Consider the following 12,322-nt stretch of genomic DNA (forward strand, 5'->3'; position numbering starts at 1 on the left):
CGCCATGCATTCACTTGAAGGGAAACGCGAGACGATGGCAAGCGATAGCATTGCGACAGCACAACAGGTCGTGACGCGCTTCGCCCCCTCGCCCACCGGCTTCCTGCATATCGGCGGTGCGCGTACGGCGCTATTCAACTGGCTGTTTGCCCGCCATCACGGCGGCAAGGCGCTGCTGCGGATCGAAGACACCGACGCCAAGCGCTCGACCCAGGACGCGATCGACAAGATTCTCGACGGGCTCGACTGGCTCGGGCTGGATTACGACGAACCGGCGGTTTTCCAGTCGCAGCGCGCCGATCGCCACCGCGACGTCGCGCTCGCGCTTCTCGAAGCGGGTCACGCCTACAAATGCTTCGCCACCTCCGAGGAGCTGGAAGCGATGCGCGCCGAACAGCGCGCCGCCAAGCAGCCGATGCGCTACGATGGCCGCTGGCGCGACCGCGATCCGGGCGAGGCACCCGAAGGCGTGCCGTTCACCGTCCGGCTCAAGACCCCTACTGCGGGCGAGACCGCGATCGACGATGCCGTCCAAGGCCGCGTGACGGTCCAGAATGTCGAGATCGACGATTACGTCCTGCTCCGCGCCGATGGCACCCCGACCTACATGCTCGCAGTTGTGGTCGACGATCACGACATGGGGGTCACCCATGTCATCCGCGGCGACGACCATCTCAACAACGCCTTTCGCCAGTTGCCGATCTACCATGCGATGGATGCGATCGAGGGCGGCTGGCCCGATCCTATTTATGCGCATGTGCCGCTGATCCACGGCGCCGATGGCGCCAAGCTCTCCAAGCGGCATGGTGCGGTCGGCGTCGAAGCCTATCGCGACGAGGAGGGCGTGCTCCCCGAAGCGCTGTTCAACTACCTGCTGCGGCTTGGCTGGGGTCATGGCGACCGCGAGGAAATCACGCGCGACGAGGCCGTGGAATTGTTCGACCTCGCTGGCGTCGGCAAGAGCGCGTCGCGCTTCGACATCAAGAAGCTGCAGAACCTCAACGGCCACTATATCCGCGAAGCCGACGATGCGCGGCTGGCCACGTTGGTGGCCGAAAGGATCGGGTCCGGAGTGGACCGGGACCTGCTCACCCGTGCCATGCCGGTGCTGAAACCGCGCGCGAAGCATCTCGGCGAACTGGCCGATGGCGCCGGCTTCCTGTTTGCCACTCGTCCGCTCGCCATGACCGACAAAGCAGCGGCGTTGCTGGACGATGATGGCCGCGCCCGATTGGCCCATGTTTCCGCGGCTTTGCACGCGGAAAATGACTGGACAATCGACACCCTCGAGGCCACTACCAAGGCACTTGCCGAACGGCTCGAGCTCGGTCTCGGGAAGCTCGCTCAGCCCATGCGCGCTGCGCTCACCGGGACAACCACATCCCCGGGCATTTTCGACGTACTGGTCCTGTTGGGGAAGGACGAGGCGCTGGCGCGTATTGACGCGCAGGCTGCCAATCCCGCAGGCACAAACAACAACAGCTAACAGCCAAGGAGGCAGGCATGACCGACAAGCAGGCAAAACTCGAAATCGGCACCGACAGCCTGGATTTGCCCGTTCTTCAGGGCAGCTGCGGACCCGACGTGGTCGATATCCGCAAGCTTTATGGATCGACCGGCAAGTTCACTTTCGATCCCGGCTACAAGTCCACTGCCAGCTGCGAAAGCGCGCTGACCTTCATCGATGGCGAGGAAGGCGTCCTGCTCCATCGCGGCTACCCGATCGGGCAGCTGGCCGAGAACTCGAGCTTTATGGAAACCGCCTACCTGCTGCTCAACAACGACCTGCCGAGCCAGGGAGAGCTCGACGATTTCACCTACACGATCTCGCGCCACACCATGCTGCACGAGCAGCTGATGCAGTTCTATCGCGGCTTCCGTCGCGATGCGCACCCGATGGCGATCATGTGCGGCGTGGTCGGTGCGCTGTCGGCCTTCTACCATGATTCGACCGACATCTCGGACCCGGATCACCGCAAGATCTCGAGCCATCGCCTGATCGCCAAGATGCCGACCATCGCGGCCGCAGCCTACAAATATTCGATCGGTCAGCCTTTCGTCTATCCCGACAATTCCCTGTCCTACACCGGCAATTTCCTGCGCATGACCTTCGGCGTCCCGGCCGAGCCTTACGAGGTGAACCCGGTGGTGGAAAAGGCGCTCGATCGCATCTTCATCCTCCACGCCGATCACGAGCAGAACGCCTCGACCTCGACGGTGCGGCTGGCAGGCTCCTCGGGTGCCAATCCCTTCGCCTGCATCGCGGCGGGCATCGCCTGCCTGTGGGGCCCCGCACACGGGGGCGCCAACGAAGCGGCGCTCAACATGCTCAAGGAGATCGGGACTCCCGATCGCATCCCGCATTACATCGAGCGCGCCAAGGACAGGAACGACCCCTTCCGGCTGATGGGCTTCGGCCACCGCGTCTACAAAAATTACGACCCCCGCGCCGCAGTGATGCAGAAGACCGTTCGCGAGGTGTTCGACTCGCTCGGCGTCAAGGACCCGGTGTTCGAGACGGCGCTGCAGCTCGAAGAGATCGCGCTCAACGACGACTATTTCCGCGAGAAGAAGCTGTTCCCGAACGTCGACTTCTATTCGGGCATCATTCTCTCGGCGATCGGCTTCCCGACCACGATGTTCACCGCGCTGTTCGCTCTGGCGCGCACCGTGGGCTGGGTCGCACAGTGGAACGAGATGATCTCCGATCCCGGCCAGGTTATCGGTCGTCCGCGCCAGCTCTACACCGGCCCGACCGAGCGCGATTATCTGTCGATGGACAAGCGCTGAGGCTCGATCGCGATACTCTAAGGGAAAGGGGCGCTGCGGCGCCCCTTTTTCGTTTCACCCTCCGTCAGGCAGTTCGCCCGGGTTCGTGCCCGGCCCTTCGCGAGGCCGGCTGCGCAATTCCTCCGCTGCGGGTACCGACAACGTGAAGCGAGCCCCCTGCCCCGGCCCGCTTTCGACGGTCAGATCGCCATCCATCGCGCGCGCGATCCGGCGCGAGATATAAAGCCCCAAACCCGAGCCGCCGTCGCCGCTACGGCCAAGCCGCTCGAACTTCTCGAAGACCTTTTCCTGCTGGTTCTCGGGGATGCCATGCCCCTGATCCGCGACGGTGATCAGCGCACGCTGACCGATCCGGTCGAGCCGGACCCATATCTGGCTGCCTTCGGGCGAGTAGCGAATCGCATTGTTGATCAGGTTGATGAGGATCTGGAGCACCCGGCGGAATTCGGCGATCGCCAGCTGACTCTCGCCCTTGACCGGCGGCACCAAAGTGGTGCCTTTTTCGCGCGCACGAACTCCGAGGATACCGCAGGCCTGCCGCGCTACGTCGCCCAGATCGATGCGGTCCGGGGCGGTGACGAAATCCTGCGATTCGACCACCTCCAGATCTGAAAGATCGTCGATCAACGACAGCAGGTGCTGGCCCGCGGTTGCGATATCGGCGGCGTAATCGCTGTATTCCTCGGCGAGGGGTCCGGCGAGCTTGGTGCGGATGGTTTCGGCATTGGCGATGATGCGGTTGATCGGCTGGCGCAGCACCGGCGAGATATCGCGCCCCAGCGATGGCGTACCCGGCGTTGTCGCCTCTCCCAGTTCCAGCTCCTGAATGCCCAGCGGCTTGTTGGCGGAGAGATACAGCACGAAGCCTGCGCTACCGGGCTCGGGCTGGCCGAGCGGTTCGAGATGTGCGGTCCAGCTGCGCTTGGAACCCTCGACCGTACATTCCGCGCCATCGAGCAGCCGCCAGTGCAGCGGTTGGCGGTGGGTATTGCCCGGAAAGTCGACGAAATCTGTCCAGGGCCGTCCGAGGCCCGCTTGCATCGCCAGTTCAAGCCGCGTGAGGTCGGGTGTCTCGACCTCGACCGAGAGCACCTTCTGTTCGGGATCGAGCCGCGCTGTCAGATCGGAAAGGTTGCGCGCGATCTCGCTGCGCCGCGCTGCCGCTTCGACTTCGTCTTCGGGCGGAAGGTCCTCGGTCTGCCACGAAACGATCGCCAGCTCGCAGCCGGCCACCGTGCCGTCACTTGCTGTGGCAGGCTCGATTTCGACCCACGCGGTGATCCGCTCCTCGCCATCGGTCGCGCGAAACTGGCGCGCCAATCGCAGCCCGAAGCGCTGCGCCTTGTTAACCAGTGCCAGCAATTCCGGAATGGCGACCGTCGCTCCGATCTCCCCGCCGCAGGCGTACTGAAGCCCCGCGAGCGGCTCGTCTGCCGCGGTTAGCCGCCCCTCGGCATCGACCGAGCCTTGCGCCAGATAGCGTGTTCCCACCGTGGCCATCACTCAGCGCCCGCCCCGGCCCGGCGCAGGCGCCGCGCCCTGCGCGAGCAGTTGGGCGGCCTCGCGCGTGCCAATCTGTTCAAGACCTTGCGGCGGCAATTCATGCGGATGGATTCGCAGCAGCTGCGCTTCGACATCCTGCGGCTTGAGACCCGCCGCGCGCAAGCTCAGAGCCAGTCGCGCAGCCTGCTGTTCATTGGTCGACAGCGCGACGATATCGCGGCTTTGTCCCGAGCGCAGCGCCAGAGCGGACAGAAACAGCGCCACTCCGCCATGGTCGATCGTCAGCGCCGCACTGGCACCCGATCCCAGCGACGTGACCATCCGATCGAGCAGCGACAACCGCCCCGCCCCTTCATCGAAATCAGAGCGCAACTTGCTTTCGGCGCGGGCCAGGGCATCCGAGCGTTCGTCGTTGTTGAATGCCCGCCATGCCAACAGCGCTTCGTGGAGCAGGTCGCCCGGCAGTTCCCCCATCGGGAGCTCCATTCGTCGCTGCGACTGCGCAAAGCGGGCCTGCGCGGCCAGCGCCGCCATCGCGGCGCTGGCGATCTGCGTATCCTCGCGGCCGATCAGCGACTGCATCAACGGCGACAGGACCGGGTCGAGCGCGCCACCTTCTTCCAGACCCGAAGCCAACCGCCACTCGAGCGCAAGCGCGTGGCAATGCGCGACCAGCAGAGGGCTGGAAAAATATTGCTCGGCGAGCGCCTCGCCCTGTTCGTCGGCGAATTGCTCACGCCCCTTGTGTCCGGTAGCCTCAGCCTGGACGCGCAGGACCTGCCGAGCCAGATGGATCAGCATGCCACGCACACGGGCCACGATCGCATCGCTGAACAGCGACTGGTCGCGCGCCGACAACAGGTGCCCGAGTATTGGACCGATCCGGCCCAGCGCCCGATCGCCACGCGCCAGCGCAAGGCGCAGCGCATCGCCTTCAGGCCATTCAGGTTCAGCTATCGGTCGGGGCTCGATCATGGGTTTCGCGTAACATGGCGTAGTTAATCCGCCGTTAGCCCGCTCTCCTCAGCTTTGCGGAGGAAGAGCGAGCCCAGCACTAGCGCTGCAAGTACCGCGCAGGCGAGCTGCGCAGTACCGAAAAAAGCGGCGGGCAGCAGCAGGATGAGAAGAACGATTCGGTCGGCGTAGAGCGCCCGCCAGCCTGCAGACCCTCCTGGCGGTCCATAATCGAGCTGCTCGCCGAGCCACAGCATGGCGAACAGCATCGAGGGCACGAACAGCCGTAGCCAGGCGGGACCCTCGACCGGAATGTTCAATGCAATCAACCCGACAAGCAGCAGGTCGGCACCGGCGCGCAGCGTGGTATCGACCCCCAACCGCTTCGTGCGATTGCGCGGCATACGGCCCAGTCGCTGGATGACGCCGGCAATTGGAATCAGCACGGCCATCACCGTTCCCAGCGACAGCGCCACCAGTGGCTTGCCGAGCGCAGCCGTTAGAGCGGCCAGCACACCCGCCCCGACGGCGGCAAAAAGCGGAATCCGCTCGAGCCGGGTCCCGACGATGTCCCGGGCCAGACGGCTGCCCATGCGCTCCGTCGTGGCGAGGCCGGGAGCCGCGAAGGAAACCGGCGAGACCTTCCCGGCGATCCAGCGCTTTTCGCGTGCCAGCAGAGTCGGCGGATCGGCGCGCAGCAACCAGTCGCCGTTTGCGAGCAGTGCAGGATCGAGCGGTGCCTGCCGCGTTCCCGCCTGCAGGGCAATTCGCAGCAATGCCGAAGCGGCTTCGGCATCGGGGGGCAGGTCGGACAGGCGTTCGACGGACTGGCCCCGCGTCCGCAGCATCCCGCTCCAGGCGCAATCGCCATCAATCCGTTCGAAACCGAGGGCCAGCGCCGGGTCGGCCGGGAAGGTCAGGACCACCGATCGTTCGCCAAGCAGGCGCACGGCCTCATCGACGGAGGGCAGCAGCCCGTCGGCGATCACGAAGACATCGTCATCCGCCTTGACCAGACCCGAGAGGCGGCGAATATCCTCGATCGCCTGGAAACGCACACCTGCGGCTTCCGCACGGTGCTGGCATGCGATGACGTCCTGCCCCAGCCCGCCGACGAGACAGGCTACGCTTTCGCACCCCAGATCGATCGCGCAATCGAGCTGGTGCGACAGGATCGAGCGTCCGGCGAAGATCCGGAACGCGCGCTTGCGTCCCTTGCGGTCGGGATCGTCGGCAAGGGCAGTCAGGATGGCGATGCGCAAAGTAAGCGGGTATCCGAAGTTGAAATGAATTGGCGAAGGATAGGGACATGCGCCCCGCCTGCCAAATTCCAAAGCTGCTTCAGCCAGTCCGCCCCCGGATTTCGCCGAGATGCTCCTCGATTTCGCGCAAGGCTGCCGGATCGCCTAGCGCCCCGGCCAGTGCCTGTTCGGCAAGATCCATCAATTGCGTCGCATGGAATCCGCCGGCCGGTGCATGCAGCCGCCGCGCCGCCACCTGCCAGTTCGCATCGCAGCGCGAGCGGCGCAGGAGATCGAGCTGGCGTTCGGCACTTTCCAGAAAACCTGCTTTGAGCTCGCGCTGTAGCGCACTGTCCTCCCCGGCGGCGCTCGCCAATGCTGCTTCGAAGGACCCGGATTGGAATGCCATCCCGGCCTCTTGGCAGGGCTTGGTTAAAACAGGGTTTAACCCGGGCCCATGTGTGATAGTTTCAGCTATGAATACAGGTCCGCATATCCGTGCCGTCGGAGGGGACGAGACCGATCCTTCGGCCGAAGCGCTTGTCGAGGGCGACGCCCAGAGCCCCGCCCTTTCGGAACAATACGTCGTAGACGAAGACCAGGAATGGGCCGAGGATACGCCAGCACCTCGAAGCTTTTCCTGGGTAGTTCCTACTCTGGCCATGTCGATCGTAGTCGGCTGGACGGGCTTCTTCGGCTGGGCCAACCGCAGCGCAATGCTCACCGACGGGACTTCCCAGCAATGGATCGGCTGGATCACGGCCTGGGCCGTCCCCGTGCTGCTGGTGGTCGGCCTCTGGCTACTCGTCATGCGCACTTCCTCGCGCGAGGCGCATCGCTTCGGCGATGCCGCGCACGTGCTTTCGGTGGAGTCGGAGCGTCTCGAAGAGCGCCTTCACCGGATCAATCGCGAACTCAGCATGGCACGCGATTTCCTCACGACGCAGAGCAGGGAACTCGAATTTCTGGGCCGTTCGGCCAGCGAGCGGATTTCGGAACATGCAGGCCGCCTGCAGGAACTCGTGCAGGACAATGGCGCGCAGGTCGACGCGATCGCCAGCGTCAGCACCACTGCGATGGAGAACATGGAGAGGTTACGCGACAATCTCCCGGTAATCGCCACTTCCGCCCGCGATGTCTCGAACCAGATCGGCAGTGCCGGGCGCACTGCCACTTTGCAGCTCGACGAACTGGTGTCGGGATTTGCGCGCCTCAACGAATTCGGCAAGGCGAGCGAACGGCAGGTGGGATCACTGCGCGACAGGATTGATCTCGCGCTCGATGAACTGGATGCGCGGCTCGACCAGCTCGATACCGCGGCTTCCGATCGATTCGCGGCTCTGCGCACCGACAGCGAAGCCTTCCGCACCGAACTCGACGGGCGCGAGATCGATGCGCTCGCCAATATCCGAACGCGAGCAGCGGCCCTGCGGAGCGAGATGGACGAATTGTCGCAGGCCCAGAACGAAGACGAAAATACCGCGCTCGCCGATCTGCGCGCGCGCATCCGGATACTGGGCGACGACGCCGCAGCGGCTGCGCAATCGATACGCGATGGCGAGGAAGCGGCCCTCACCTCTTGGCGCGATCAGGTCGAGGCGCTGCACGAACGCCTGAAAACTGTCCTCGCCGAAGTCACCCGGCTCGACGCGCAAGCCATCGACGGCTCCAACCGGAAACTGCAGGCACTCGTTGCCGAGGCGGAGGACGTCGATCTCAGGCTTGCCCAACGCGAAGAGCTCTTCGACGCCCAGATTGCCCAACGGCGCGAGAATTTCGCTGCGATCGAGGACGGTGCGCTGGCAGCATTGGAGGAGCGCCTGGTCGCGCTGGACAGCGTCCTCATCGAACGGCGCGACACGCAGGCGGTGCATATCCGCGCGCTGGCCGAACAGGGCGAGGCGCTGGCCGAACGGGTCGCCGAGCTCGGCACGCAGATGGGCGCCGTATCCGAGCAAGGCCGCGAGACCGGCGACGCCTTGACCGTTTCAGTAGCCAATCTGCGCGATACCCTCGCCCAAACCCGCGGATCGCTTGAAGGGACCAACGAAGCCGTCGTCGGGCTTACCGATTCCAGTGTCCGCCTGCTGGAGCTGATCCAGGCAAGCGCACGACATGCAAAGGACGATTTGCCCGTCGCGATCGCGGCTTTCGAACACCGGCTCGCCGATGCCGAAGGTCGTACCGATCACCTCCGCGCAACCATGGACGAGGCCCGAGAAGCCGGGACGGCGCTTGGCGAAACTGTCGATCAGGCCAGCGATCAAAGCCGCCAGGCCATCGCAAGCATCGGCGAATTCCGCACAAGCCTCTCTGGTACCATCGCCGAGCAGGCCGAGGCGCTCGACGGATTGCGCGATCGCCTGGATGCGATCGATACCCAGAACGCCGTGGTCGCCGGACGGGCACGCGAGGAACTGACCGCCGCCATCGCCGAACTCGAACAGCGGGCGCGCGGCGCATTGTTCTCGATCGAGAACGACCAGGCAGCGCGTATCCGCAAATTGGCCGACCGTGTCGGCGAGGCCAGCGCGGCAGCGATCGACCGGGCGGTGGAAGAGCGCGCTAGCGAGGCGATCGGTTCGCTCGACGTGGCCAGCGAACGCGCGACGGCGGCGAGCCGCGAGGCGGCGTTGTTCCTGCGCGACCAACTGGCCAAAGTGAATGAACTGGCGAGCAATCTGGAGAGCCGGGTCGGCCGCGCACGCGAGATGGCCGAGGAACAGGTCGACAATGATTTCAGCCGCCGGGTGGCGCTGATCACCGAATCGCTCAATTCCAACGCCATCGATATCGGCAAGGTGCTATCGACCGATGTGACCGACCGCGCGTGGACATCCTATCTGCGCGGCGACCGCGGCATATTCACCCGTCGCGCTGTGCGCCTGCTCGACAATACCGAAGCGCGCGAGATCGCCGAAATCTACGATGCCGATCCGGATTTCCGCGAGCACGTCAGCCGCTACATCCACGATTTCGAGGCGATGCTGCGGACGCTGCTATCCACCCGTGACGGCCATGCGCTCGGCGTAACGGTGCTCAGTTCGGATATTGGCAAGCTTTATGTCGCGCTGGCGCAGGCCATCGAGCGGCTGCGCGAATAGTTCAATCCTGGCTTGCGAAGCCGATCAGGTCGAGATCGTCGGGGCCGATCCAGCCATATTCGTAATTGGCGAGATAAAGCGCGGTCAGTCCCGCAGCGATAAAGGTCGCACGCAGCATCAATCTCCCCGGCCGGAAATTGGCCGGTGCACTATCGGCCTGGCCGGGGATTTTTTCGATACCCAGCTCGTCGTGGGTTCGCACCCCGAACGGGAGCATGACGAAGGCCGTCATGACCCAGACGAGGAAATAGATCGCGAGAATCGAGGTCCACTGCATCCTGTCAACTCTCGCGCGGCATCAGCACGCGGACCTGCGGCTTCTTGCCCGACCAGCGCTGGGCGGCACGGCGAGCCGCAAGGCGCGCGGCCTCGTGGATTTCGCGACGGTCCTGGCGGGACTTGCCCTTCAGTCGAGCGATCGCCTTGACCACATCGGCTTCCGCCTCGGCGACGAAAGCATCGTAATCCTCGTCGAGCGGGAGGCCAACACCCTCGACGCGTGGCATGAGACGATCATCGAGGGCGACGATCAACACGCCGTCGAGCGCGATGCGGCGGCGCATGGTGATCGCGTCGCCATCGGCAGGCAGGATGATGTCGCCGTCGAGAACGAGTCTGCCGGAGCGTACCGCCCCGATCTTGCCAGGCTTTCCGGGAGCGAGCCGGACCATGTCGCCGTTTTTCTGATAGACCGAATGCGGGATCCCGCGCGCGCGGCCGAGCCGCGCTTGTTCCTGCATATGGCGGACCTCGCCATGGACCGGCACGAGGATCTCGGGCTGGAGCCACTCATAGAGCGCTTCGAGCTCGGGACGGCCGGGATGGCCGGAAACGTGGATGTCGCCCTCGCGGCCGCTCACCAGCACGATCCCGCTCTCCGCAAGCTTGTTCTGGATCGCACCGATGGCGACCTCGTTGCCCGGAATCTGGCGGCTGGAGAACAGGATCACGTCACCGGCGGTCAGTTCGATCTGATGGTTGCCCTCGGAAATCCGCGCCAGTGCAGCGCGCGGTTCGCCCTGCCCCCCGGTGGCGATGATCAGCACCTCGCCGCGGGGCAGACCCATGGCGGTTTTGAAATCGATCGGCTTGGGCATATCCTGCAGATAGCCATTGTCCTGCGCGACCTCGATGATGCGGTCGAGCGAGCGCCCGGCAACGCAGAGCTGGCGCCCGGTTTCCCGGGCGACTTCGCCCAGCGTGTGCAGCCGCGCGACATTGCTGGCGAAAGTGGTGACCAGTATTCGGCGCCCCGAATGCTTGCGCGCTTCCTCGAGCAGGCCGCGATAGACCGCGCCTTCCGACCCGCTGGCATTGGGATTGAAGACATTGGTGCTGTCGCAAACCATCGCGAGGATGCCCTCGTCGCCGATCTCGCGCAGCTCTTCCTCGGTGGTCGGCACGCCGACGATCGGATCCTCGTCGAGCTTCCAGTCACCCGTGTGGAACACGGTGCCGTGCGGGGTTTCGATCAGCAGCGCATTGCCCTCGGCAATCGAGTGCGAAAGCGGAATATAGGTGACGTCGAACGCGCCGACCGAAAACTGACCGTGGTCGTGGTCGATAATGTTGAGCTCGATCTCGTCGACGATACCCGCTTCTTCGAGCTTGCGGCGGATCAGATCGGCGGTGAAGGGCGTGGCGTAGAGCGGGACACCCAGCTCCGAGGCAAAATAAGGAATCGCGCCAATATGGTCTTCATGCGCATGGGTCAGCACGATGCCGTCCAGCGTATCGGCGCGTTGCTCGATGAACTCGAGGTCGGCGAACACCAGATCGACGCCGGGATATTGCCCGCCGGAGAAGGTCATTCCCAGATCGACCATCAACCAGCGGCCACGGCAGCCGTAGAGATTGACGTTCATGCCAATCTCGCCCGATCCGCCAAGCGCGAGGAACAGCAATTCGTCTTCGGGGGTGAAATTTTTCTTCAAGAACTGTGCCGATCCGCAAAAATTGCCAGGCCCTCGAGCGTCAACTCGCTGTCGACATGGTCGAACAGGGTGGTGTGATCGTCGAACAATACGGCGAGCCCCCCGGTGGCAATCACTTTACAGGGTCTTCCGATTTCCGCTTTCATACGCGTTACAAGTCCTTCGATCATGGCAATGTAGCCCCAGAATACGCCGATCAGCATCTGATCTTCGGTGTTGCGCCCGATAACGCTGTCGCTGCGGGGCTTCTCTATGGCAATGCGCGGCAGCTTGGCGGTGTTCCCTACCAGCGCATCCAGCGAGAGATTGATGCCCGGTGCGATGATACCACCCTTGTAGGCGCCCGTGAAATCTATCGCGTCCACCGTCGTTGCGGTACCGAAATCGATCACGATCAGATCGCCTTCGTAGCACTTATGCGCAGCAATGGCGTTCAGCGCGCGGTCGGCGCCAAGCGAGCGCGGCTCCTCGACGTCGATCTCGAACCCCCAACCGCTTTCGCCAGCGCCGGCGATGATCGCTTCGACGTCGAAATATTTGCGCGCGAAGAGCGTCAGATTGTGGACCGCGCGCGGCACCACCGAGCCGATGACGAACTGGTTCACGTCGTCGCGGCTGTAGCCTTCGATCTGAAGGAGCTGGAGCAGCCAGACGGCGTATTCGTCACCCGTACGGCGTGGATCGGTGGCGATCCGCCAGCGAGTACGGATCGTATGCCCCCCCTTCCCGTCCCGTTCGAACAGGGCGAAGACGGCATTCGTGTTTCCGACATCGGCGACGAGCAGCATGGTCATGT

The 12,322-nt window shown here is 64.3% G+C and carries 10 protein-coding genes; 3 read left to right on the forward strand and 7 right to left on the reverse strand.

Features of this window, described 5'->3' with window-relative positions; translation table 11 throughout:
• The first annotated feature begins 34 nt into the window (after positions 1 to 34).
• The gene (gene gltX / locus A9995_RS00855) at positions 35 to 1,486 is read left to right on the forward strand and encodes a glutamate--tRNA ligase (protein ID WP_067607839.1); all 1,452 of its coding nucleotides are present in this window, start codon (positions 35 to 37) and stop codon (positions 1,484 to 1,486) included.
• A gap of 17 nt (positions 1,487 to 1,503) precedes the next feature.
• Positions 1,504 to 2,790 (forward strand): citrate synthase, encoded by a 1,287-nt coding sequence (locus tag A9995_RS00860; RefSeq protein ID WP_067607842.1) that lies wholly within the window; start codon positions 1,504 to 1,506, stop codon positions 2,788 to 2,790.
• Positions 2,791 to 2,844: 54 nt separating this feature from the next.
• Here the strand turns inward: A9995_RS00860 and A9995_RS00865 are convergent, their stop codons facing one another.
• From A9995_RS00865 to A9995_RS00880, 4 genes are all read right to left on the reverse strand, one after another.
• Entirely contained in the window at positions 2,845 to 4,290 is a 1,446-nt protein-coding gene (locus tag A9995_RS00865; RefSeq protein WP_067607845.1) for a sensor histidine kinase KdpD, read from the reverse strand.
• A 3-nt stretch (positions 4,291 to 4,293) separates the two neighbouring features.
• Positions 4,294 to 5,268: a hypothetical protein gene (locus tag A9995_RS00870; protein WP_067607848.1), complete on the reverse strand. Its 975-nt coding sequence runs from the start codon at positions 5,266 to 5,268 to the stop codon at positions 4,294 to 4,296.
• Positions 5,269 to 5,291: 23 nt separating this feature from the next.
• Positions 5,292 to 6,509, reverse strand: a complete 1,218-nt coding sequence (locus tag A9995_RS00875) for a hypothetical protein (protein WP_067607851.1) — start codon at positions 6,507 to 6,509, stop codon at positions 5,292 to 5,294.
• 79 nt (positions 6,510 to 6,588) lie between these two features.
• Positions 6,589 to 6,897 carry a hypothetical protein gene (locus tag A9995_RS00880; protein ID WP_067607854.1) on the reverse strand — a complete coding sequence of 103 codons (309 nt, stop codon included), beginning with the start codon at positions 6,895 to 6,897 and terminating at the stop codon, positions 6,589 to 6,591.
• 67 nt (positions 6,898 to 6,964) lie between these two features.
• On the opposite strand from A9995_RS00880, the gene A9995_RS00885 reads away from it, so the two are divergent.
• The gene (locus A9995_RS00885; protein ID WP_067607857.1) at positions 6,965 to 9,592 is read left to right on the forward strand and encodes a hypothetical protein; all 2,628 of its coding nucleotides are present in this window, start codon (positions 6,965 to 6,967) and stop codon (positions 9,590 to 9,592) included.
• Position 9,593: 1 nt separating this feature from the next.
• On the opposite strand, the gene A9995_RS00890 is transcribed toward A9995_RS00885, so the two are convergent.
• Genes A9995_RS00890 through A9995_RS00900 form a run of 3 tightly spaced genes read right to left on the reverse strand, consistent with a single transcriptional unit; the run spans position 9,594 to position 12,314 of the window.
• Positions 9,594 to 9,869 carry a DUF1467 family protein gene (locus A9995_RS00890; RefSeq protein ID WP_067607860.1) on the reverse strand — a complete coding sequence of 92 codons (276 nt, stop codon included), beginning with the start codon at positions 9,867 to 9,869 and terminating at the stop codon, positions 9,594 to 9,596.
• A 4-nt stretch (positions 9,870 to 9,873) separates the two neighbouring features.
• Positions 9,874 to 11,526 (reverse strand): ribonuclease J, encoded by a 1,653-nt coding sequence (locus A9995_RS00895; protein WP_233998032.1) that lies wholly within the window; start codon positions 11,524 to 11,526, stop codon positions 9,874 to 9,876.
• Positions 11,523 to 12,314 (reverse strand): type III pantothenate kinase, encoded by a 792-nt coding sequence (locus tag A9995_RS00900; protein ID WP_067609403.1) that lies wholly within the window; start codon positions 12,312 to 12,314, stop codon positions 11,523 to 11,525. The genes A9995_RS00895 and A9995_RS00900 overlap by 4 nt, the downstream gene beginning before the upstream one ends.
• Between the last annotated feature and the right edge of the window lie 8 nt (positions 12,315 to 12,322).

Source organism: Erythrobacter sp. QSSC1-22B, assembly GCF_001678665.1.
Lineage (GTDB): Bacteria > Pseudomonadota > Alphaproteobacteria > Sphingomonadales > Sphingomonadaceae > Qipengyuania.